At 39.9% G+C, this 24,501-nt stretch carries 21 protein-coding genes; 11 read left to right on the top strand and 10 right to left on the bottom strand.

Going from position 1 to position 24,501, the window contains the following annotated elements; translation table 11 throughout:
• The first annotated feature begins 138 nt into the window (after positions 1–138).
• Positions 139–1,203 (top strand): SGNH/GDSL hydrolase family protein, encoded by a 1,065-nt coding sequence (locus VYM24_RS01065; protein ID WP_330941250.1) that lies wholly within the window; start codon positions 139–141, stop codon positions 1,201–1,203.
• Positions 1,204–1,225: 22 nt separating this feature from the next.
• Positions 1,226–3,526 (top strand): GH92 family glycosyl hydrolase, encoded by a 2,301-nt coding sequence (locus VYM24_RS01060; protein ID WP_330941249.1) that lies wholly within the window; start codon positions 1,226–1,228, stop codon positions 3,524–3,526.
• Positions 3,527–3,670: 144 nt separating this feature from the next.
• Here the strand turns inward: VYM24_RS01060 and VYM24_RS01055 are convergent, their stop codons facing one another.
• The 5 genes from VYM24_RS01055 to VYM24_RS01035 all read right to left on the bottom strand — a co-directional run bounded on the left by VYM24_RS01055 (position 3,671) and on the right by VYM24_RS01035 (position 9,697).
• On the bottom strand, positions 3,671–4,903 hold the full coding sequence (locus VYM24_RS01055; RefSeq protein WP_007210520.1) for an ABC transporter permease: 1,233 nt from the start codon (positions 4,901–4,903) through the stop codon (positions 3,671–3,673).
• Complete coding sequence (locus VYM24_RS01050; RefSeq protein ID WP_299097083.1) at positions 4,903–6,081, bottom strand: ABC transporter permease; 1,179 nt, start codon at positions 6,079–6,081, stop codon at positions 4,903–4,905. Before VYM24_RS01050 ends, VYM24_RS01055 begins: the two co-directional genes overlap by 1 nt.
• Positions 6,082–6,113: 32 nt before the next feature.
• Positions 6,114–7,100 carry an HlyD family secretion protein gene (locus tag VYM24_RS01045; protein WP_330941248.1) on the bottom strand — a complete coding sequence of 329 codons (987 nt, stop codon included), beginning with the start codon at positions 7,098–7,100 and terminating at the stop codon, positions 6,114–6,116.
• A 110-nt stretch (positions 7,101–7,210) separates the two neighbouring features.
• Entirely contained in the window at positions 7,211–8,701 is a 1,491-nt protein-coding gene (locus tag VYM24_RS01040) for a TolC family protein (protein WP_330941247.1), read from the bottom strand.
• A gap of 117 nt (positions 8,702–8,818) precedes the next feature.
• A complete protein-coding gene (locus VYM24_RS01035) occupies positions 8,819–9,697 on the bottom strand; it encodes a coiled-coil domain-containing protein (RefSeq protein ID WP_299097089.1) in 879 nt (292 codons plus the stop codon).
• Positions 9,698–9,902: 205 nt separating this feature from the next.
• On the opposite strand from VYM24_RS01035, the gene mdh reads away from it, so the two are divergent.
• Complete coding sequence (gene mdh, locus VYM24_RS01030) at positions 9,903–10,844, top strand: malate dehydrogenase (RefSeq protein WP_007210525.1); 942 nt, start codon at positions 9,903–9,905, stop codon at positions 10,842–10,844.
• Positions 10,845–11,073: 229 nt separating this feature from the next.
• Here mdh and VYM24_RS01025 read toward each other — a convergent pair whose 3' ends face one another.
• Together VYM24_RS01025 and VYM24_RS01020 are read right to left on the bottom strand one after the other, a co-directional pair.
• Complete coding sequence (locus tag VYM24_RS01025) at positions 11,074–11,613, bottom strand: hypothetical protein (RefSeq protein ID WP_330941246.1); 540 nt, start codon at positions 11,611–11,613, stop codon at positions 11,074–11,076.
• 5 nt (positions 11,614–11,618) lie between these two features.
• Positions 11,619–12,302 carry a DUF3800 domain-containing protein gene (locus VYM24_RS01020; RefSeq protein WP_330941245.1) on the bottom strand — a complete coding sequence of 228 codons (684 nt, stop codon included), beginning with the start codon at positions 12,300–12,302 and terminating at the stop codon, positions 11,619–11,621.
• Between the two features lie 330 nt (positions 12,303–12,632).
• Between VYM24_RS01020 and VYM24_RS01015 the strand changes: the two genes are divergently transcribed.
• Positions 12,633–13,859: an ATP-binding protein gene (locus tag VYM24_RS01015; protein WP_330941244.1), complete on the top strand. Its 1,227-nt coding sequence runs from the start codon at positions 12,633–12,635 to the stop codon at positions 13,857–13,859.
• A 155-nt stretch (positions 13,860–14,014) separates the two neighbouring features.
• On the opposite strand, the gene VYM24_RS01010 is transcribed toward VYM24_RS01015, so the two are convergent.
• The 3 genes from VYM24_RS01010 to VYM24_RS01000 form a co-directional block, all read right to left on the bottom strand.
• Positions 14,015–14,818 carry a DUF4373 domain-containing protein gene (locus VYM24_RS01010; protein WP_330941243.1) on the bottom strand — a complete coding sequence of 268 codons (804 nt, stop codon included), beginning with the start codon at positions 14,816–14,818 and terminating at the stop codon, positions 14,015–14,017.
• Positions 14,819–14,851: 33 nt separating this feature from the next.
• The gene (locus VYM24_RS01005; protein ID WP_299097096.1) at positions 14,852–15,205 is read right to left on the bottom strand and encodes an SH3 beta-barrel fold-containing protein; all 354 of its coding nucleotides are present in this window, start codon (positions 15,203–15,205) and stop codon (positions 14,852–14,854) included.
• 168 nt (positions 15,206–15,373) lie between these two features.
• Positions 15,374–15,634, bottom strand: a complete 261-nt coding sequence (locus VYM24_RS01000; protein WP_299097098.1) for a hypothetical protein — start codon at positions 15,632–15,634, stop codon at positions 15,374–15,376.
• Positions 15,635–16,324: 690 nt separating this feature from the next.
• Here VYM24_RS01000 and VYM24_RS00995 point away from each other — a divergent pair.
• The 7 genes from VYM24_RS00995 (at position 16,325) to VYM24_RS00965 (ending at position 24,499) form a co-directional block, all read left to right on the top strand.
• Entirely contained in the window at positions 16,325–16,858 is a 534-nt protein-coding gene (locus VYM24_RS00995; protein WP_330941242.1) for a UpxY family transcription antiterminator, read from the top strand.
• Between the two features lie 18 nt (positions 16,859–16,876).
• Entirely contained in the window at positions 16,877–17,362 is a 486-nt protein-coding gene (locus VYM24_RS00990; RefSeq protein ID WP_330941241.1) for a UpxZ family transcription anti-terminator antagonist, read from the top strand.
• Between the two features lie 307 nt (positions 17,363–17,669).
• Entirely contained in the window at positions 17,670–18,101 is a 432-nt protein-coding gene (locus VYM24_RS00985) for a BT0820 family HAD-type phosphatase (RefSeq protein ID WP_022209274.1), read from the top strand.
• A gap of 51 nt (positions 18,102–18,152) precedes the next feature.
• The gene (locus VYM24_RS00980; RefSeq protein ID WP_007210042.1) at positions 18,153–18,950 is read left to right on the top strand and encodes a polysaccharide biosynthesis/export family protein; all 798 of its coding nucleotides are present in this window, start codon (positions 18,153–18,155) and stop codon (positions 18,948–18,950) included.
• Positions 18,951–19,000: 50 nt separating this feature from the next.
• A complete protein-coding gene (locus tag VYM24_RS00975; RefSeq protein WP_330941240.1) occupies positions 19,001–21,469 on the top strand; it encodes a GumC family protein in 2,469 nt (822 codons plus the stop codon).
• 383 nt (positions 21,470–21,852) lie between these two features.
• Positions 21,853–23,382: a lipopolysaccharide biosynthesis protein gene (locus tag VYM24_RS00970; RefSeq protein WP_061434036.1), complete on the top strand. Its 1,530-nt coding sequence runs from the start codon at positions 21,853–21,855 to the stop codon at positions 23,380–23,382.
• Positions 23,383–23,389: 7 nt separating this feature from the next.
• A complete protein-coding gene (locus VYM24_RS00965; RefSeq protein ID WP_061434038.1) occupies positions 23,390–24,499 on the top strand; it encodes an NAD-dependent epimerase/dehydratase family protein in 1,110 nt (369 codons plus the stop codon).
• The last annotated feature ends 2 nt before the right edge of the window (positions 24,500–24,501 follow it).

Raw genomic sequence — 24,501 nt, 5'->3', positions numbered from 1 at the left:
AGACGGTTAATAAGTGTGAATGCACTCAAAAGAGCTGTGGAGCCATAATAGGAGGTCTATTACCTGTTAATTGATGTGAAACTGTTTATAAATGCAGTTTTTCAGTGTACCTTTGAATCATCTTAATATCTACTAATCATGAGAATCAGAGTTTTTATTTTGGGATTGTTGCTGGCTGCGTCCACTCAGGCCCAACTTCTTTATCGCGATGCTTCCGTTTTCCCCTTGTTGGGCAAGGCAACGGATGCTACTCTTACCCGTTATGAACGCCTTCCGGCTTCTTTGGAATCAGTTTCCCGCAAACCGCTTTGGGATTTAGGACGCAATAGTGCCGGACTTGCTTTGCGCTTCCGTTCCAACTCTACATGCATTGGGGCAAAGTGGGAAGTGAGGGATAACAGAAGCATGAACCACATGACTCCTACCGGAATCAAAGGATTGGATCTTTATTGTCTGCAAGATGGTAAGTGGGTTTTTGCCGGTAGCGGGCGTCCTCAGGGAAAGGTAAATGAAGCTACTATCGTGAAGAATATGGATCCTGAAGAACGGGAATATCTTTTATATCTCTCTTTGTATGACGGGGTCACCTCATTGGCCATCGGTGTGGATAGCCTTTCGACCCTTGATCAGCCTACTGTTGATTTGCCGGTGCGTGAGAAGCCCGTTGTCTTTTATGGGACCAGTATTTTGCAGGGTGGTTGTGCTTCCCGTCCCGGAATGGCCCATACAAATATTCTGGAACGTTGGCTCAATCGTGAATGTATCAATTTAGGATTTAGCGGTAATGCTTTGCTCGATCTGGAGATTGCAGAACTTATAGCTACGGTTGATGCTTCCATGTTCGTGCTTGATTTCCTTCCTAATGCCACAGTAGAACAGATGAAAGAACGGACGGAGAAATTCTACTCTATCGTCCGCAGCAAACATCCCGATACTCCTATCCTTTTTGTAGAAGATCCTATTTTTACTCATTCCCGTTTTGATAAAAAGGTTGCAAGGGAAGTGAATGCTAAAAATGAAACGATTGCGACTATTTTTCAGTCAATGAAGAAAAGGGGTGAGAAGAATATCTATCTTCTTTCTTCAAAGGACATTATCGGGTACGATGGTGAGGCTACTGTTGATGGTATCCATTTTACAGATCTGGGTTTTATGCGCTATGCGGAAATATTATATCCGTTAATCAAAAAACATATTCGGTAACTTATTCAAATTTTATTATTCTATGAAATATGGTAGTTGGCTATCTGCCTTATTAATTTCTTTTTCTACTCTGTCATTTGCTCAAAAAGAGCCGGTGGATTATGTTAATACGATAATTGGTGCTTCAACTTCGGCAGAGGCCGGAAAATCGGGGCATGGGTTGGGAAAAACCTTTCCGGGAAGTTGTACTCCTTTTGGACTTGTACAGTTGAGTCCGGACACTAAAACCGGTGGCGATAATGGCCCCGGATATTCGTGGCATCATTCTACTATCGAAGGATTTAGTTTTACGCATTTAAGCGGTATTGGCTGGTATGGTGATTTCGGAAACTTTCTGGTAATGCCTACTACCGGGCCATTACAAACATTCAAGGGTACTGAAAATAAACCGGAGGAAGGTTACCGTTCCAGATATTCCCATGATACGGAGATTACGCAGGCCGGATACTATTCGGTATATTTACAAGATTATCAGGTGAAGGTGGAACTGACATCCGCTCCTCGTTCGGGGATTCTGCGTTTCACATATCCGGAGTCGGAAAAGTCACGTATCCAGATCGATCTGGCCCGTAGAATTGGTGGCACATCTGATGAACAGTATGTGGAAAAAGTAGACGAATATACGATTCGGGGATGGATGAAATGTACACCCGCTTGTGGAGGTTGGGGAAACGGCTCGGGTAAATCTGATTATACCGTTTACTTTTATTGCTGTTTTGATCGCCCATTGACGGAATACGGTGTTTGGAGTGCTTCTATTCCTGAGGGCGTTAGCAGAAAGAATGAAGCCAATGATAATCCGGCCTATTTCAGCTATATTAAGGATGCCCGGATCATATCTGCTCCCGGGAAAGCACAGGGAAAGCACTTGGGCTTTTATACAGAGTTTCCTACCCGGAAAGACGAACAGGTTCAACTGAAGTGTGGTATATCGTTTGTCAGCATGGAAGGTGCCCAGCGCAATCTGGAACAGGACATTCCAGACTGGAATTTTGAGCGGGTAAAAGAAAATACACGTAATCTGTGGAATCAGGCACTCTCTTCAGTGAAGGTTGAGGGAAGCGAAAGGGATAAGACTATCTTTTATACCTCTTTGTATCATACAATGATCGATCCACGTTGCTTCTCTGATTGTGACGGCCGATATATAGGTGCGGATAAGAAGATTCACCAGACGAAGAATTTTACTTATCGTACAGTATTTAGTGGTTGGGATGTATTCCGTAGTCAGTTCCCATTGCAAACATTGATTAATCCCCGATTGGTGAATGATGAGATAAACTCTTTGATCCAGATTGCCCAGTTAAGTGGTACGGAGTATTATCCGCGTTGGGAAGTAGTGAATGCATATTCTGGCTGTATGTTGGGAAATCCCGCTATCTCGGTACTGGCGGATGCCTATGAAAAGGGGATCCGGGAGTATGATGTACAGAAAGCCGTTGAGTATGCTGCGAATACACAAAAGCAGTTTGGTAATGGAGACCTGGGATATACTCCCGGCAGTCTTTCCCATACTTTGGAGTATGCTTATACGGATTGGTGCTTAGGACAACTCATGAGTTCCTTAGGCAAAAAGAAAGAAGCGGCTGAATATGAAAAGCGTGCCAAAGCTTACCGGAATGTGTGGTGCGACAGTGTGCAGTGGTTTCGTGCCCGCGTGAAGGGTGGAGGCTGGTTGCCTTGGCAAAGTCGTACGGCACAGGATCAAGGTACTACGGAAAGCAATCCTTTCCAACAAGGTTGGTTTGTCCCTCATGATATTGACGGAATGAAAGCTCTGATGGGAGGCCAAAAGAAGTTTGATGCGGAACTGGAAGAGTTCTTTGCCAATGTTCCGGAAGATTTTTTGTGGAATGATTATTATAATCATCCTAATGAACCGAACCATCATGTACCATTCCTTTTCAATTACTCTTCCTGCCCGTGGCTGACACAGAAATGGACGAGAAAGATCTGTGATAAAGCTTATGGTGATGATGTTCTGGGATTGTGCGGAAACGAAGATGTAGGGCAGATGTCGGCATGGTATGTATTGGCGGCTATGGGCATTCATCCGGTTTGTCCGGGAAATCCCCGTTATGAGATTACCAGCCCTGTCTTCGAAAGCGTAGAGATAAAACTGGATACACATTTTTACTCCGGTAAGAATTTCAAAATCATAGCGCGTAATAACTCGCCTCAGAACATCTATATCCAGTCGGTATCATTGAACGGCAAGAAATTGAACCGCCTGTGGATAACGCATGATGAGATTGTGAAGGGTGGGGTGCTGGAATTTGAAATGGGACCTGAACCAACTGCAGCGGATGAGCTAATTCTTTAATTACCAATGTTCTGTATTTACCGATTGTTTGCCGCGGAATGTAAAAGTATTTACTGTCACATGTGACGGCTTTCACCTCGGCATGTAAACAGAGTTACCGTGTGAGGTAAACAGAATTACCATGAAAGGTAACATTACAGTATGTTATTTATTCTTGTACTCTTTATATTTCTCAATCACATGCTTCCGGCTCTGGATAATCTGCCAGCGATATACCCAGCAAGTAGTCAGGAAGTAGATGCCTGCCTGTATCCATAATGCACGGTATTCAAAGGCTACTTCGCCCAGTGTAGCTCCCATGCTATTGATGCGTACGTAGCCATTGATGCCGAAAGTGGACGGGAAGATATAAGAGAAGTATCTCCAGAAATCCGGCATGGCGGCTCCCGGCCAGGAAACACCTGAAAGGAACAATAAAGGTACGGATGTGAAGACGAATATTAACATGCAGGTTTCACGGTTGCGTATGGCAATAGAAGCTGTCATGGCAAAGAAAATACATGCTGCCAGATAAGGCAACATAAAGAGGGTCAGTACACCCGGTTGAGCTATCTGGATGAGACTGAACAGACGTGGCACTACACAGAGCACGTATACGGATACAAGTGCATACACCATGAAGTAACTTAAACCTTTACCCAGTACGATACGTAATGTGCCGTTGTAGTGGCGGTTGATAGGAACCAAATCTTTGAAACGATTCTGTTCGCGGGCTGTTCCGGCAGAAAGTCCGATACCAAGCAGCAAGGTTTGCTGAATAATCAGTATCAATACCGCGGGTATCAGGAAAGCCGCAAAACCATTTGCGGGGTTGAATAAGGTAACATCTTCATATTTTATCGGATAGGCGGTAATCTCATCCTGGCGGTTGGTGGTATTGCCGGCACGTTGCATTTTGATATCTGCATTCATATCCAGTGACACGCTGGTATTGGTGTTCAGCAGAGATTTGTAATAAAGCAATCCGCTCATATCGCAATACAGACTGACCTGTGTTTGCTTTCCCCGTGCAATATCTTCACTGAATTCAGCAGGTATATAGATGATGCCATAAGCCAGACGATCTTTCAGCATCAGTTTGGCTTCTTCCATGTCGGCGCAATAAGATACGATCTTCACTTCCGGACTGGAGTCCACTTTGCGCAGATATTCACGGCTTAACGAACTGCGTGAGTTATCCACTACCACAGCAGGTACTTCCCGTATGGTTTCATTGGTATAGATGAAAGCGTAAATCAGTGGATACACCAACGGGACAAGCACAAAGAAGATGAGCACACCCTGATCGCGAAAGGTCGTGCGGAATTCCCGTATCCAGATATAGAATAGGTCGTGGATACCTTGTACTACTTTCTGTTTGAACGTCAGATGTTTCATTAGGGCACGTATTTATAATAAATCAACGCTTCTTTAAGCCGGTGGACGACAAAGAAAGGAAGCATCATAAAAATAAGTAACGCCACATAGTTTATCCATGAATAAATCATCGGATAACCGTTCAGGGCCTGGTCTACATAGATCAGGAAATAGTGACGCAGCGGGAACAGATTGGCTAATCCTTGCAGAACCGGATGCATTGCCATAGCTGGGAATGATAATCCACACATAGAGAATGAAAGCACTCCCCATAAGGATGCAAAACTCAGTCCCAGACGCAGGGTAGGCAATGTACCTATCATCAGTACGCCCATCCCTTGCGAAGCCAGCACAAGGCAGAGAGTGGCAAGAAGCATCGGCATGATGCCACTGTTGCATGGGAAGTGCAGGAAGCCATATAGATATACGTTATACAATATCCCCATCAGGAAGAAAATAGCCGTATGCGGCAACAGCTTTCCGGCAAGGGAGATGTAGATGGAATTATTTCCCATGCGTAGCCATTCGCGCGCGGTACGGTCTTTTATTTCCACGCCGATGGAGTAAACCGTTATCATAAATATAAGCAGCATCAATACGCCCGGTGCAAATGTATTACACAAGTATACGGAGTAATTCAGCCACGGATTGTTCAGCGGATGTGTATCGATGACGATGGGTTGCAGGAATGCCATAGCCTGGTCTTCCGTAGCACCTTTAGCATACAGACTGGCGCGTGCGGCGGCTCCCGATGCCAATTCGCTCATCATCTTCATATCTTTGTAGAGTAGAGAACCGGCGATAAGCAGCGTATTGTTGGTATAGAATGATACGGTGGGCTGTCGTTGAGATTGCGCCTTGGCAGTGGTACCTTTCGGAATGTAGTAGAATCCGTAGATTTCTCCTTTCTGCATGGCGGCACGTGCTTCGTTGATAGTAGGATAATGGGCTACGATGGCGGTCTGCTCAAATGCATCCAGGTTTCGCATCAATTGGCGCGAAGTGGATGTCATATCCTGATCCACCACTCCTACAGGCATATTGACCGGTAAGCCCGAATCCATCAGTGTCGTGAAGAACACGTAGCAGAACAACGGTGCTATCACCATGCAGAACAGGTACAGCGGACGGGAAACGAGCCGTCGGCCTTCCCGTTTCATGACGTTCCACAAAGCTATATATTTCTTATCTCGTGCCATTCCTTTACTTATCACTAATCACTAACTGTTAATCACTTCTTCAGTATCACCGACATTCCGGGACGCAAGCCTTCCACTTTCTCCTGTGGCAAAGCTTTTACCTCAAAAGTCTTCAGATCAAATTGCCCGGTTGTTTTCGTAGCCTTCCAGGCTGCATAAGTGCCAAGATCCTTCATGTAGTTCACTTTCAGGCGGATATTTTTGTCCAATGCCGGAACGAAAGCTTCGAATTCAGTTCCCATTGTCAGACCTTGCAGCAAATCTTCCCGGACATTGAATGTTACCCACATATCATCCAGTATGGCTATGTTCATGATCGGTGCACCGGTTCCCACCAATTCACCCACTTTGGGGAAGATTTCCGACACTTCTCCGGCTGTCTGGGCTATAAGATAAGTTTCTTTGATATAAGATTCTACTTCTGCAACGGCTCCTTTGGCACGGTCTACCAAGGCGGCGGCAGCAGCTTTATCTTCTCGTTCCGCACCGTTCTTTGCCATGTCGTATTGGGCTTTGGCGGCTTTTTCTGTTGCGACGGCAGCGTCTCGCTGTGCAGTCACCTCATCCAGCTTTTGGGTTGACATCACGCCCTGATCAGCAAGATTTTTCACACGTTTGTAAGATTTCTCGGCTATTTCAAGTCCTGCTTTAGCTTTTTGCCACATCTCAAAGGCAGCCTGTACCTGTTCGTGACGGGCGCCTTTCAGTGCTTTCTCATTTTGTGCCTGAGCAGCGGCTTCCGCCGCACGGGCCTGTTCCAGTTTAGCTAATACATCCGGAGCTTCCAGTATGGCGAGTGTATCTCCGGCCTGCACGCTTTGTCCCTCTTTCACACGGAATTCCAGAATACGTCCCGGTACTTTACTCGATACCCGGTATTCTGTGACCTCTGCCTGACCCTGTACGATTTCCGGTCCTTTGCGCAACATGAAGAAACCTACTACGGCTACAATGGCAATGACGCCTGTCAGCGTTAAGAACGCTAATAGCATGTTACTGTTTTGTGATTTGGTATCCATTTTTTTTATTACTAATTACGAATTACTAATTATGGTGTTATTGATTACTGATTACTAATTTCAAACTAAGCGGAAAGCGTTGTGCAATCTCTATAATTTATAATTAGTAATTAGTAATCGGTTGTTTTCAACTGTCCCAATGCCTTCTTCAGATAGATGTCAGTCAGTTTCACGTCAATTTGTGCATCTATCTTTTCGGACTGGGCTGAAAGCCAGGCTGTGTGTGCTTCGAGTACGTTGCTGGCAGCTATCACGCCTTCTTCAAATCCGAGGGTGGCATATCGAAGATTTTCATCTGCTTTTTCCAGATTCTTTTTTGCCATAATCAGTTTTTTAGCGGCTTCATTAACCTTGAAGACGGACTGGTTGACTTGGAGTTCTATCTTTTCTTTAGCATCGTCCAATTGGTATTGGGCGATACGGGCTTCCGCTTTGGCTGCCTTCACCTTGTACATGCCTTCACCCCAGTGCCAGATAGGAACCTGTAATACCACGCCCACATTCCACATACCTTTGAACTTCTTTTCGAAACCATTGAAAACGGAGGGGTTGGTCATCATATAGCTTCCCATCAGAGCCAGTGACGGCAGATATTCGGAGCGAGTGACGTTTACCTTCTGCTTGTAGATTTCTGTGGCAAGTTCCAGACTGCGTACTTCCGGCCGTGTAGCATAAACCGTATTCAGATCAATTCCATTCGCTGCTACCGGATCAGGAGAGAGATCATCTTCCCGTTCATCTTTCAGCGTGATAGGAGAGGATAAGTCCAAACCGCATAACTGGCATAATAACATTCTGGACAGACTCAAGCCATCTTCTACTTTGGTCAGTGTCATTTCCGCTTCGTTCACTCTTACTTTTACGGATAGACCGTCCGCTTTGGTGGCAACACCTTCGGCAATCATCTTGTCCACATCGCTTTCCAGCTTTTGCAGTAACTTGAGGTAACCTTCGGCTAACTTCTTTTTACTGGCGAGTGATACTACTTGCCAGTAAGCCTGGTCGGTACTAAGTATTACATCTTGCAGACCACTGTCATGTTGCTGGCGTGCCAGTTCTTCTGCATATTTGGTAATTTTGTTGTAAGCACGGATTTTGCCGCCCATATATAAAGGTTGTGTCAGCGTCAGGGCGCCGGCATACATGTTGCGGGTATCTGTACGAAATGCATCAACGAGGGAATTTCCGAGACCGTTGAGCGGAGAGGCGACGTCCACACTTCCTAACGCCTGGATCAATGCCATGAATTGCGGATTCTGTGTCAACTCAGGGTGCTGTGTCAGTATACCTTGTATGCCATTTTGCATAGCGCCGCTCACCTGAGTTCCCATTGAACCTAATGCACCTTTCTGGGCATCACTCAATATTGAAATCTCTTTTTGGGTACGCATATATCCACCGGTGGCGGAAATATCGGGAAGGTAGCTGGTAAACGCCGCTTTTCTCTGATAATGTGCAGAGTTAATTTTCTCCTGACTTATCAGTAGTTCTTTGTTATTGGCAATGGCCAATGCACGGCAACTATCGAGGCTCAAAATCTCTTGTGCGCCGACAGAGAAGGTCAGACATACCAACCAAGTGAAACAGAAGAACTTTCTCATCGTGTCTATACATTATTAAGGTGATTAAAATGATGTTTTGTGATGCAACAATAATTGCATAAACAACGATGCAAATGTATAGGCTTTCAGTGAGACCTCAAAATAATTTAATCTTTTTTAGTTCAATGTAAAGGATTGTGAGCCGATAAGTGTTCCGTCTGCGAAAAGATCTACCCGATAGGTACCTGCATATAGATACTCTTCTACGTTCCAGTACACGGTTATATTTTGCTCTTCACCGTTGTATTCAATGTACTTTTTGATGGAATATCCCAACTCGCGGTTTTCATACGGGAATGTATTGGAAGGGTTTTTAGTCAGCACGTCATTATCCGGTTTGGTGATGCGGACATAGATGGTACGTTCGCCTGTTTCGGCTGTGATATTTTTGACGATAGTGAATCCTATCTTGAATTTCACCACGTCTTTTACTTTCTTGGCTACTTTATCCCGTTTGTTGACAGCTTGTATGTTGATATTGGTAGCATCTAACTGTGCGGCAAGGGTGACTTTTTTATTCAGATTCTTTTTCTCTTCCGCCAGATTGCTGATTTGGCGGGAAGCGTCGTTGTACTTTTGCGTGACCTGTGCGATCACCTCTTTCTGATGGGCGGTCAGTCTATTCAGTGAATCTATCTGGTTGATATAACCTATCATTACTTTACGTAAGGTGGCAAGTTCCTTTTTCAGGCGGCGTATTTCTGCGGCATTGCTGCTTTTTACGGTACGCAGTTCTTCCAACAGACGTTGGGTCTTCAGCTGCTCCTGTTCCAACAGTACGGACAAAGAGTCATTGGAGACTGTTAATTTCAGTTCGTCATACTGTTGTGCAAAGCGTGTATATTCGTTTTCCAGGTCTTCCTTTTCCAGTTGAAATTCCTGTACCAGTTCTTTGTTCGTCTGTTTTTCGGAGAGTAATAATACAGTAACGCCTACCAAGGCTAATACTAATACAGTACCTGCAATAATCACCAGCTTATTCTTGTTATCTGCCATATTGTTTCATTAATATAATAGGTGTGTAAAATAGGGTTAGGTCTATTCCACCGCAAAAATAAGCATTAATCGTCAATCACTAATCACCAACCCTTAACTTAATAATCATTTAACTAAAATTATTACGGAAAAATTTCCTTAATTACGAATGTCGTTGTACTTTTGTCGCAACTTTATTACACGTATAAACAAAAAATTGAAGATTATGTCAAAAGTAACCGTAGTAGGTGCAGGTAACGTAGGTGCTACATGCGCTAATGTGTTGGCCTTTAATGAAGTGGCTGACGAAGTGGTAATGCTGGATGTTAAAGAAGGCGTTTCAGAAGGTAAGGCAATGGATATGATGCAGACAGCTCAATTGTTGGGTTTTGATACCACTATTGTAGGTTGCACCAACGATTATGAGAAGACTGCAAATTCTGACGTTATCGTTATCACATCAGGTATTCCCCGTAAGCCGGGTATGACTCGTGAAGAGTTGATCGGTGTGAATGCCGGTATCGTGAAGACAGTTGCTGAAAATGCATTGAAATATTCTCCCAACGCTATCCTTGTAGTTATTTCTAATCCGATGGATACAATGACTTATCTGGCATTGAAATCTTTGGGGCTGCCTAAGAACCGTGTTATCGGTATGGGTGGTGCTTTGGACAGCTCTCGTTTTAAATATTTCCTGTCTCAAGCTTTGGGTTGCAATGCAAACGAAGTGGAAGGCATGGTAATCGGTGGTCATGGTGATACTACTATGATTCCGTTGGCTCGTTTGGCTACATACAAAGGACAACCGGTCAGCACACTGTTGAGCGAAGAAAAACTGAACGAAGTTGTAGCTTCTACTATGGTAGGTGGTGCTACGCTGACTAAGTTGCTGGGTACTTCTGCATGGTATGCACCGGGTGCGGCAGGAGCTTATGTAGTTGAGTCTATCATTCACAACCAGAAGAAGATGATTCCTTGCTCTGTATTGCTGGAAGGCGAATATGGCGAATCTGATCTTTGTATCGGTGTTCCCGTTATCCTGGGCAAGAATGGTATCGAAAAAATCGTTGAACTGGAACTGACTGCTGACGAAAAAGAAAAATTCGCTGCCAGCGCTAAGGCTGTTCACGGAACTAACGCTGCATTGAAAGAAGTAGGTGCTCTCTAATCAAGAAAGCGTTTTTATATTAATATTTAGTAGCGGTTGACTCCCTTTGTGAGTCGACCGCTATTTTTTTCATTCTGAATATGATTATTTCAAGGTGTTAAATAAACAATCATGGTGCAAAAAATGTTGTATATTTAAATATATCAGCGTATATTTGCAACGCTCATCTACAAATAGAAGGAGTTTCGGGGCTCGGTTTATCTTGATATAAATCTGAGCCCTGCGTTTTTTATTCAATATTTGGTAAACGCTTTTTCATCTTTTTCTTTATGCCTTTTTCCGCATACTCTTTATTCAGATAATAGGCTGTTAATAAGTAATAAGAGCTTTTTCTTTGGCATTCGAGAACTATCACATATTTCTCTTTCTTATCGTAAACATATGTTTTGGTAATATCGCAACGTTTTTTCTGATCACGTTCTGTCACACTGAAGACTTCTATATTTTCAGAAGACAATTCTTGAATGTGATGATTGATCCAATGCAATCGTTGAGAACGGTCTTTTTCAAAAACTCGCTTGGCTGGAAGCAAATTACCATTCTCATCTGTTTCTTTTGCCTCTTCGCAAGTAAGGTGCGTAAATTGTCGACCCATATCAGCCACTCCATCTGATTTGATCGGATAGATTTGTTTCTCTCTGAACTTGAAATTTGGATTATCTTCTATATCTCTTTTGTAGATTCTCATAAGAGATTCTTTACGTTGATGCTCATTCATGTGTAGAATTTCAAGTAATTCCGGATATTTTTTCAGTAGATTAAAAGGCATAACTATTATTTTAGTGAGATAAAGAATAGATTGAATTTTTTCTTTGATAGTGGCGTTGTTCTGTTTAAAGAGATATCTGCGTGTTCTTGAATTTTGTCAACAAGTTTTCTTTTTGCTATAACCTTACCTTCCACATCACCTTTTTCAATTCGGAGATTATAGTTAATGGCTCCCATTAATATATCTGCCAACTGCACAAAATAACTTTCGTGAGAACGGATAAACTGAAAGTGTCTGATAGAAGAGTTCCATTTTAAAATATCTTGTAATGTATGGAGCTTCTTATGGCTACATGTATCTTTGATATCAAAAAAGACATTATATTCATTCTCCATGTCGGATAAATGATGCAAGAGTTGATAGTACATTCTAAAATAGAAATCATTGAAAGTATATTCAGGGCGAGTCTCATCTATTTGAGATTTGTCTACGACTACAGCTCTGAATTTTATATCTGTCGTAAAGAAATATTTAATGAGCTCATTATACATCGGAAATGTAGCGTCATGAACATTAGTCCATTTTAATTCACCTTTGTAGTTATACTTTACCTTAATAGCTTTGATTTGTTCTTTAGCCATCTTTATCTGGGGATATGCGATACTAACATAGCCTAAAAGCATATATGGATGTCCATCGTTTTTCAAATGTGTACTTTCGTCGCAATAAATATTGAAAGTTTTACTCATAGATTCTCATACTTTATTTTGATTATTTGTTACAAAATTAGCTTCATTATTGAAAGATATGCCATTTACTGTTTTAATTAATCTTAATAAGATTGCTTTTCTATATTGACAAGAGCAAATGAGGCTTCTTTGCAAAATACTCATATAGCCGTTCGGTAATCGAGAAGAATCTCTTTATTATATGTAAGGGGCTGGCTCCAATTGAGGAGTTAGCCCCTTCTTTTTCTCTGTTCATTGAGAATGGAAGGAAGTGTCTATTTGGAATGGAAGGATTTGTCCATTCAGAATGGAATACTTATATTTGCACTTGAACTTAAAAAGATAAATATTATGATAAGTCGGTCAGATATCATAGAAGCAATCCGCATGCAGAGTGAGCGGATAAAAAAAGGTCAGGGATACAGGCGTGATTTGTTATCTTCTCTTTCTCCGTTATTACAGGATTATGCACTAATTATTTCGGGCATACGCCGGTGTGGAAAAAGTACTTTGCTGTTTCAGATGCTAATGGATAAATATCAGTTGGAAGAGACTGTTTTTTTGAATTTTGATACTCCGCTATTATATGGTTTTGAGTTTAACGATTTCCGCATAGTAGATGAAGTAATTAAGGAAAATGAGAAGTGTAGATTTCTTTTCTTCGATGAGGTTCAGGTTGTTGAAGGATGGGAAGTGTATGTCAGGGGTAAGCTGGATGAAGGATTCTATGTGGTGGTGACTGGTTCCAATGCTTCCATGTTGAGTCGTGAATTGGGGACCAAATTGACCGGACGGCACATTACTAAGGAACTTTTTCCTTTTTCTTATGCAGAATATTGTGGTTATAAAGAACAAGAGATTGGTGAAGGCTCTTTATATGATTACCTGTATAAAGGAGGCTTTCCGCAATACTTGCAATTAGATAATCCGGATGTGTTATCTGATTTGGTCAATGATATCGTCTATCGTGATATCGCGGTAAGGTATAATATTCGTGATGAGCATTCATTAAAAAGTTTATTGGCTTATTTAGTAGGGAATATAGGAAATTTGGTTTCCGCCAATAAACTCAAGCAAGTGCTTGGAGTGAAAAGTACATCTACTGTATCGGACTATTTTTCTTATTTTGAGCAAACCTATTTAATAAGCTTTGTCCCGAGATTCTCATATTCTTATAAGGCACAGTTACTAAATCCTAAGAAAGTGTACTGCGTGGATAATGGTGTAGTTTCAATAGCCTCTCCTTCATTTACCCGTGACGAAGGACGTCGATTGGAGAATATGGTCTTTGCAGAGTTGCGTCGCCGTTATTCGGAAATTTTTTATTATAATGAGAATCAGAAAGAATGTGACTTTATTATAGCTGAAAACAGTGTACCCTGTTTAGCTATTCAGGTTTGCTATTCATTGACTGCCGAAAACAGGAAGCGTGAAGTTGAAGGACTGCTGGATGCCTTGACCTTTTTTAATCTGCCTGAGGGATTATTGCTATCATTTAATCAGCGTGACAAGTTTATTATTGGGGATAAAACGGTTCGTGTACTACCTGTATATGATTATTTCAAAAATATACATTGATGTATTATACATTGATGTATATTTTGTAAGTCTTGATGGGTACTTTAGGATAGCTACACCCTTTCGCCCGTATAGTGTAGCCCTTTGACCTAAAGGGTGTAGCCATAGGAGGTAAAGGGTGTAGCCTTGGCAAATGCTAATATTAGCCTTGATTATCAGCCGTTTCTGGTTTTCTCTTTTCTTAGTGCGGCGATGACGTATTTGCCTTTTGCCAGTACGGTGCTCCACCGTGTACTACTGATTATTTTAAACACATATCCTCCCAGTCTTCCGTAGTCGGATAGCCGCAGAATGGCATTGATTTCATTTCGGTCTACGATATGAAGTTGTTGCAGTTCCAACATCAAACCTTCCAGATTGTGTGTCTTCTTGTTGTAGGCGTATCCCGGAATTTCGAAAGAAGAACCCTCCATTCCTTTTCCTCCGTCCTCCCCTTGGGGAGTTAGAGGGGGAGTGTTTTGCTTTTCTTTACTTTGCTTTTCTTTACTTTGTTCGGAATTGTATGCATTTTCGGGTGGAAACAATACATCTTGTACCTCATTTTCTTCTTTCCCGTTTTTGGGAACTTTGGTTTCCATAAGGAAGTAAGGGAGGGGAGTCAAGTCCCGTTTTCTGCGTTTGGTAGCTTCCAGCCATACTTTCTGTATGTGTACGGATGTCAATACCTGATGTTCCTCATACATTTTCCGGTCGAATATGTCTTTCGCTATCAGAAGTTCTACGATTTCCTGCATTTCCTTGTCCGATAATTCGTTTCCTAATTTGTGGGCAAAGAGCATGCACTGCTCTTTGTTCCACACCAGATAATATCCTTCTTCTTTATAAATTTTTCCGAGTAGCTTTATGAATGCCGCTACACCTTTCAGTCCGAACCGGGCTTCTATCAATTCTGTTGCTACTCCTTCGAGCAGACTTATAGTTATGGGGAAATACAGTACCCCTGTACAATTCATTGCCATTTCTTTAGTGATTAAACGATTAGTGATTAATGATTAGCAAACGGGGCTCCAGTCCAGTAAATTTTCCAACTGGAAACTTCTCCAAGCCTGTGACTCTACATCCCAGTAAACTACAGTACTTTCTATGCGCTTCATTTCATAGAATCGGTGGAAGAAACTTTCATAGGGTATGAGGGTTGCTTTCACCATTTTGAAGATTGTGCCTTGTTTGTGAAAGGCAATAAGGGCATAGCCATACTGCATGTGGTCAATGAGGTCGATCAATCTTTGTGCCATGTATTCTGCACATTTCTCAGAATACCCCTTTTCGAACATGAACCGTTTTTTCCATTTTTCTGCCATTCTTTCACGGACTGGAACCGGATTTTTGAACTCGTGTCTTTTCATCTTACGATATATTTAATTAATAATAATGTTGGTTACGTTTTCAAGCCCATGCCATAGCATAAAAAAAGATGTCGCTTCGCATAAGAGGAAGCGACATCTCATTGAGGTTTGACTTGGTCTTGTTAACGTGAGGGCAAAGGTAAGGCTTGCTGTTTTGACAGTATCTTTTTAATTCCTGTCTTTTCTGTAGAGTGATTTTTCCTTATGCTTTTCATTGTGTCGGACTCTTTTATCCTTTTGCCACATTTTTTCTGCCATTTTGGTTAAAGTGCTCTTTGACATAGGGGTTCCGCCATCATTTAGGAAGAGTTTGGTTTCCGCTATGCGTTCTATAAACGGGGCCAATTCGAGTTTTTCGGGTGGAATCTTTTCATTGTTTCCAACGTAGAAATTACCCTCGATGTACTCATCCAAAAGATTTCCCAGCATGCTTTCCTGGTTGTTGTTAATTCCTTTAACCTTTTTACCCTTAGGACGGCCTCTGTGTGGTTTATTTTCCGCTTGTTCAGAGGATTGGCTGTTCTGTTCACTTGGTTTTACTAACTCTTTTTCTTCGCTTTTTGCAGCGTTTTTTTTGAATTACTCATTTTATAAATGTATTTATTAAAAAATAGTTAATTTGTAAATAAGGGCGCAAAGATACTATGATTGTTAATATGTAGGATAGGGGATGATGAATAAAATGAAATAAAAACTTTTTTGGTAGGTGTAATATGCAGTAAATTAGAATGGTATAGTAAAAAATAGGGGGTGTTCAAAAAACGTTCGTTTAATGGGCGCAAAGATAAGGGGTATTTTTTGAACGTGCAAGATGTTTAATAAAAATATTTCTGTTATTTCAAATTTAGTCAGTTATATTATTAGTAATCAATGTGATAATATTAATGATATATATATTTAATATCCTCTCATTTTTATGCCTTCAAACTTCATTCTGAAGGTACGATGGCGTTGCCCATTAAACGAACGATTAAAAAACACTTTTGGAAGTTTAATATCTTCGTTTATAACACATTAAGTCGAAATATCTATTTGCTACGGTTTGAAAGAGAATATGTCTCATTCAAACCGCGAAGCGCACCCGGAACTATAGTAAAATCCTCGATTCTCTTTTTGCAAGTGATTGAAAATCAAAAATATTGGTTTGCTGCCCGCACTCGTGACAAGCAAGAGTTTGCTGTCCGAAAATCCTTAGATAAGCTTAAGTCCGAAGAGAAACTGGATCTTGACTATTATCTTCCCACGCGAATTGTGATATCACAGTTGAAGTATCGTCGTAAACGTAGTGAGGTTCCTGTTATCCGGAATTTAATCTTCATCCGTGCTACTAAACAAACCGCTTGCGACATATCCAATATTTATAATGTCCAGCTTTTCTACATGAAGGATCTATTTACTCATTCCATGCTGGTTGTTCCTGATAAGCAGATGGAAGACTTCATATTTGTGATGGATTTGAATCCTGATGGGGTTAATTTTGATAACGAACCTTTTGCTATTGGAGATAAAGTGAAAGTTGTCAAGGGGGATTTCAGTGGAATTGAAGGTGAGGTTGCTACGGAAGCTAATAAAACTTATGTGGTTATCCGTATCAAGGGCGTTTTGATCGCAAGCGTCAAAGTACCCAAATCCTATCTAAAGTTTATAAAATAATATCATCTCAATTATAAAATGAATTCTTTACTTTCTCGTGCTGTTGAGCTTCAGCATGCCGCCCATACTTTAATGTATCTCGGCATGGATGGTGAGCCTCTTTATTCTGATGACTTTTGTCGTCAGAATAAAGAGGTTCTCTTGAAATCCGATTCTCTTTTTGCTGCAAAAAGTTCCGATATCGAAGAAGAGGCCAACTTGTGTTTGGCTCTTCTGATGGGTTACAATGCCACTATATACAATTATGGTGATAAGGAGCGGAAAAAGCAAGAGATTCTTGTGCGTGCTTGTGATGTTTTGGAACGGCTTCCGGACTCTTTGCTCAAAGTCAGGCTGTTGACCTATTGTTATGGTGAGACTTATGAAGAAGCTTTGTTACAGTCTGCCCGTAAGATTGTGGATGGATGGGGGCAGGCTTCTCTTACATCCGAACAGATTGAGGCTGTTGAAGAACTTCGTAATATAGAAGAGAATCCCTATCCATGGGAATATGTCGATGAGTAAAAAATAACCGGGGATTTTGTTTGGAGCGTCTGGACTCTACGCATAAATATAAATCAATAAATCACCTCAGGCGTTCCCGTCCCCGGTTTCTATTGCAATATAGGCTTGCTGTCAGAACTTTTGTCAGCGGATGATATATAATAATGATGAACAAGTGTATGCGAATGAGTAAGAAGAATAGCATGAGAATTCTGTTTCTTTTTTGGCTTTTGATGATGTTCGGGCTGATTTATATGCTTTTCCTTTTACTTTTCTGACTTGTTGTCAAGTATACTTTGATATTTAATTTAACACAATCTGTTTTATTTTGGTTATAGCAGTAGATTTTGATGGTACCATAGTCGAGCATCGTTATCCCTCTATCGGTCGTGAGATTCCTTTCGCCATCGATACCCTAAAAAAACTGAGTTCCGAACGCCATAAGCTTATCCTCTGGAGTGTCCGTGAGGGTAAGCTTTTGGACGAGGCAGTTGCTTTTTGTCGTGAGCGTGGTCTTGAGTTTTATGCCGTCAACCGTGACTATCCGGAAGAGGAGAAGAACTTGAATAACCATTTTTCCCGCAAACTGAAAGCGGATGTATTTATTGACGATCGTAATCTTGGCGGTCTTCCCGACTGGGGAATGATCTACGAGATGATTAACCGTAAACTTACCTATGAAGATCTCATGCGCAAATATGAGTATGGTTCTGAACCGGAAAAACCGAAAAGTTTCTTTGCACGCTTATTCGGGAAATAGAGAGTTATTTTTATAACATCATTACTCTTGCTAAAAAAACAAGTAACAAATATGAAAATCAGAAAATTTCTCTTAGTATTGGCTATTCCTTTGGCACTGGCAGGCTGTACTTCTTATAAGAGTGTTCCTTACATGCAGAACCCTGAAGTTGTGAATAGTGGCAGTAATTCTCTTCCTCTTTATGATGCTGAAATCATGCCGAAAGATTTGCTGAGTATCACCGTGAATACTACTGACCCTCAGGCTGCTGCTCCATTCAATTTGACAGTACAGACACCGTTGAATGCTGCCTTGACCAATATCAATACTACTACGCAGCCCACTTTGCAGCAATATCTTGTGAATAATAAGGGTGAAATAGATTTTCCTGTCATTGGGCGTCTTCAAGTTGGTGGTTTGACTAAGAATCAGGCTGAAGACCTTATTCGGGAGAAGTTGCAGCCTTATTTGAAAGAGAGTCCGATTGTAACCGTACGTATGGCTAATTACAAGATATCGGTTTTGGGTGAAGTTGCTCGTCCGGGAACGTTTACTGTTGGTAATGAAAAGGTAAATATTCTGGAAGCCCTTGCTATGGCCGGTGATATGACTGTTTATGGTATTCGTGATAATGTGAAGCTGATTCGCGAGGATGCCACAGGAAAACGTGAGATAATCACTTTGAATCTGAATAATGCCGATTTGGTGCTTTCACCCTATTATTACTTGCGTCAGAACGATATCCTGTATGTCACTCCTAATAAGACGAAAGCCAAGAATTCTGATATCGGCAGTAGTACTACCCTTTGGTTCAGTGCTACTTCCATATTGGTATCCATTGCCAGTCTGATAGTTAATATAGTCCGGTAATCACCCTTATTGTTATTTCAATCGTAAATTGTTAAATTGTAAATATTCCCATGTTGCGAGACGACCAAAATTTAGATAGTGATCAATCAAAGAGTGACGAATCTATCAATCTGTATGCCATCTTCTTTAAATACTTTGTCTATTGGCCCTGGTTTGTAGCCAGTGTGCTGATCTGTTTAGTAGGCTGCTATATTTATCTTCGTTATCAAGCTCCTGTTTATAATGTTAGTTCTGCTGTATTGATTAAGGAGAATGATAAACGTAGTGGTAGTTCAGCTAATAATCCCTTAGGTACTATGCAAGATTTGGGTATGTTTTCTATGACGAATAACTTTGATAATGAAATAGAGATTCTGAGATCGCGCACTTTGATAAAGAAGGTCGTGAATGATTTGGGACTTTATATTAGTCTTTCTGAGGAACGTACTCTGGGTTATAATATTCCTTTATACAAGAGTTCACCTGTTAATGTATATATGACCCCAGAAGAGGCTGAAAAGTTGGAAGCAAGTGTTAAACTGAAAATACAGTATACCAAGGATGGTAAACTAACAGTGAAAGCTGAGTATAAGCTTAATGAAGAGGAACAAACATTAGAACATAGTTTTGATAAACTTCCTGCTGTTCTTTCTACTCCTGTTGGAATACTTGGTTTCACAGTGAATGATGCTATTCTGAATGATACTATCCGGCCTATAGAAGAAAATATTTATTTGGTCGGCTATATTGCTAGTCCTACTATAGTGGCCGAGAATTATTCTGAGAATTTGAACGTTGAACCGGCTTCTAAAACTACCACAATTGCTTTAATGAGTTTGCAGAGTACCATTAAGCAACGTGGAATAGACTTTATCAATCGTCTTATCGCTTTCTATAATCAGGATACCAATGACGAGAAAAATGAGGTTGCTCAAAAAAGTGCCGAATTTATTGAAGAGCGTATTGGTATCATCAATCGTGAATTGGGAACAACAGAGAGTGAACTCGCTGATTTTAAGCAACGTTCGGGATTGACAGACTTAATGAGTGATGCTCAACTTGCTTTGCGAGAAAATTCTAAATATGAACAACAGCGTACAGAAAATGCTACTCAAATCAGCTTAGTGACTTATCTGCGCGACTATATCAATAACCCCAAGAATATTGATGAAGTTATTCCTGCTAATGTAGGGCTACAGGACGTAAATCTTGCATCAATTATTGAACAATATAATGCTATGTTGATTGAGCGTAAGCGTTTGCTTCGCACGTCTTCAGAAAATAATCCTGCGGTAGTGAATATTAATACAGGCATTGAGGCTATGCGTCATAATGTTCAAACTACTGTTAACAGTGTTTTGAAGGGGCTTCAGATCACCCGTGACGACATTGAACGTCAAGCCCGTAAATTTGAAGGTCGAATTAGTAATGCCCCTCTTCAGGAGAAAGAGTTCATGACCATTTCCCGTCAGCAGGAGATTAAAGCTACTCTTTACGTCATGCTTTTGCAGAAACGTGAGGAGAATGCTATTACCCTTGCTGCTACCGCCAACAACGGACGTATCATTGAAGAGCCGTTATCCGGTAAATACCCTGTATCACCTCGTAAAAAAGTTTTTATGTTTGCTGCTTTGATATTAGGTTTGGGTATTCCTGTGGGTATTATTTATCTGAATGATTTGTTGAAGTATAAGATTGAGAACCGTGAGGATGTCGAAAAGATCACCAATGTTGCGGTTCTGGGTGAGATACCTTTGGGAGCCAAGCCTGAAGAGGGTGCCATTGTCGTTCGTGAGAATAGGAATGACATAATGGAAGAGACTTTCCGTGCCTTTCGCACGAATATGCTTTTCATGTTGGGAAGTGATGAAAAGGTTATTCTGGTTAGTTCCAGTCAGCCTGGTGAGGGTAAATCGTTTATTGCCGGTAATATTGCTGTCAGTCTTGCCTATATGGGTAAGAAGGTTGTTATTGCCGGTTTGGATATTCGCAAGCCCGGTCTGAATAAGGTGTTCAACTTGTCCCGCCGGGCAGAAGGTATTACTAATTATTTGAGTGATCCTAAACATGCAAACCTGTTTGATATGATTCAGCACAGCGATATCAGTCCTAATTTGGATATTCTTCCAGGGGGACCTATTCCTCCTAACCCAACAGAACTGGTGGCGAGTGATGCTCTTGATAAGGCTATTGAACATTTGAAGGAACATTATGATTATGTTATTTTAGATACGGCTCCTATTGGTTTGGTGACGGATACTGCTATAATTGGTCGTGTTGCTGATTTGTGTGTCTATGTTTGCCGTGCTGATGTTACTCCGAAGGCGGCTTTTGGCTATATCAATACGCTTCGTGATGAGAAGAAATTTTCTAAACTTGCCACTGTTATTAATAGTATTGATATGAGTAAACGTAAGAATAGTTATGGTTATGGTTATGGTAAGAAGTATGGCTATGGTTATGGTAAGAAATATGGTTATGGTTATGGATACGGTTATGGTTATGAGACAAATGGTAAAAAGAAAGAGGAGAAGAAATAATTTTATGTAGTATATGTTGATATTTGATTTTAATATCAGTTTAGTTAGCTTGTGTTATTGAACGTTGGTCATTATGGCTTGTTGTCTGTAATTTGAATAATATGGAAAGTATGTGAGCGTTTATTTGCAAATTACTTTGGTAAATCATGCTATATCTGCACTTGTTACAAATGTGAGTTTCAGAAGTAGTGTTTTGAATATTAGAGTGAAAGTAATATTCTCTTGATAAAAGAGGATTTTAAAGATATGAAATTGTAATGGCTATTTGATTGGCTAAGATATATTGTTTGTATAATAATAAAATCTACTTTTAGTTCAAACTGACATTTTGAGAAAGTAGAACGTTATTTGATCTAGTTTAGGTTTATTAAGGTTTCATTTTAATGCCAGACACCTCTTTCAACAATCGAAAAATTGCGAAGAATACATTGTTGCTGTACTTTCGCATGTTACTTACTATGGCTGTTTCTTTATACACCAGCCGCATAATTTTGAACACTCTAGGTGTGGAGGATTTCGGTATATACAATGTTGTTGGTGGAGTTGTAGCTATGTTTTCTATCATATCTGGATCTTTGTCCGCAGCTATTAGCCGTTTTATTACTTATGAATTGGGAAGAGAAGGATATGACCGGTTGAAAGTTATATTTTCCTCGGCTGTCACTATCCAGGTCATATTAGCCTTTCTGATATGTATCTTGGCGGAAGTTGGTGGTGTGTGGTTCTTAAATACTCAAATGAACATACCTGTAGAGCGTGTAGTGGCTGCTAATTGGGTGCTGCAATGCTCTATTTTTACTTTTATGATAAATTTAATAAGTATACCTTATAATGCTGCTATTATTGCACACGAACGGATGAAAGCTTTTGCTTATGTAAGTATTTTAGAGGTGGTATTAAAACTATTAGTGGCTTTCGCATTGTATATAGTTATATTTGATAAATTGAAAGTGTATGCAGTACTGTTGTTGATTGTAGCACTTATTATACGTTTTGTATATGCTTATTATTGTAAGAGACACTTTAAAGAATGTACTTATCGCTTTATTTATGATAAAGAAGTGTTGAGAGAGATGGCAGGTTTTGCTGGTTGGAATTTAATAGGTTCCTCGGCAGGAGTTTTAAAAGATCAAGGTGTAAATATTGTTATTAATTTATTTTGCGGAACAACTGTTAATGCAGCACGTGGTATTGCAGTCCAAGTAAATAATGCAACTCAGAGTTTTGTTCGTAATTTTATGACAGCTCTTAATCCACAGATTACAAAGTCATATGCATCTTCAGATAGCGAGTATCTAATGAAGTTGTTATATAAAGGTTCCAGGTTGTCTTTCTATATGTTATTATTACTTTCACTCCCTATAATAATAGAGACTGATTGTATACTGTCTGTATGGCTTAAAGTAGTCCCTGAACATACAGTGAATTTTGTTCGCTTAATTCTTGTATTGGCAATGTGTGAATCTATATCATTACCATTGATAACGGTAATGTTGGCTACGGGTAAAATTCGGAATTATAGTATTATTGTTGGTGGGTTAAATATGATGAATTTTCCATTTTCATATTTACTTCTTTATTGGGGATTTGAGCCAGAAAGCACTATACTTCTTGCTATTGTTATTTCTCAAGGTTGTTTTATTATTCGTATTGTTATGCTCAGAAAAAAGACAGGCTTATCGGCGAGGAATTTTATACGAGAAGTATATATGAACATAATAATAGTAAGTGTATTGTCATGTATATTTCCTATGTTGATTTATAATGTTGTTGGAGATAGAGTTTTGAGAATAGTATTGGTAGTAGTAGGAAGCTTTATATCAACAAGTACTGTGATTTATTATGTAGGATGTACGTCAAATGAACGCGCTTTTGTGAAATCTAAAATTAGGAAATTATTTAAAAAGAAATAGTTTTTCTATGAGAATTTTATTGTTAGGTGGTACTGGTACGTTAAGTTCGGATATTATGAAACTTTCTTTAGAAAAAGGTTATGACGTATCTATACTTAATCGAGGAAATAATAATGAAAGAGTGGATAATAGGGTTTCTATTCACAAAGCGAATTTATATAATATAGAAACAGTTATTCAAACTCTAGAAGGAAAGAGTTATGAAGTTATTATTGATTTTTTTTCAAGAACTGCTGAAAATATTGAACGATTATATTCTGTGTTATCTAATAAATGTATACAATATATTTTTATATCATCAGCTTGTGTTTATTGTAGAGACAGTGAGGATAAAACTTTCATAACGGAACAGACAAGAAAACCTAATATTTTATGGCAATATAATATACAAAAGTATGAGGCAGAACAAATTCTTATAACAGCTAATCGAGGTTCAGGCTGTTATTATACTATAGTTAGGCCTTATATTACTTATAATGACATTAGAATTCCTTTAGGTATTGCCCCAGCTCATAAATATCATCGCACCATTATAGAGCGTATTGTTAGTGGTAAACCTATGTTTATTTGGAACGGAGGGAATAATTATTGCACCTTAACGCATACTATAGATTTTGCGGAAGCTGTTGTGGGTCTTTTTTTAAATGAGAAAGCACAGAACGAAGACTTTCATATAACAAGTGATTATAATTATAGGTGGAGAGATGTAATTCTTGCGCTTTATAAAATACTCAATCAGACTCCTAATATAGTTGATTTACCAGTAGAGAAAATAGTAAATTGCTTACCAGAATATAAAAATGAATTGTTAGGGGATAGATGCTTAAATGCTTTGTTTGATAATAGTAAAATAAAAGCAGCTGTTCCTAATTTAATTTTTAAAATATCATTGGAAGAAGGTTTAAAAAGAGTCGTTGATCAGTATAGAGCAGAACTAAATTTTTATTATGATTTTAAATTTGATGCACGAATTGATCGTATGCTTTCTTCATGTGGAGTCAAGAAACTTTGCTTTATTCCTTATACAAAATGTACTTCCAATGCCAAAGTACAGTATTTCATATTTCGATATTTACCTTTAAAACTCGCAAATAAAGTTTGGTCTTTTTTGAAATGAAT

The sequence above is a fragment of the Bacteroides sp. MSB163 genome (assembly GCF_036416795.1).
Lineage (GTDB): Bacteria > Bacteroidota > Bacteroidia > Bacteroidales > Bacteroidaceae > Bacteroides > Bacteroides maternus.
Note: the sequence above shows the minus strand (reverse complement) of the source record. Positions and strands in the feature narration are given on the sequence as shown.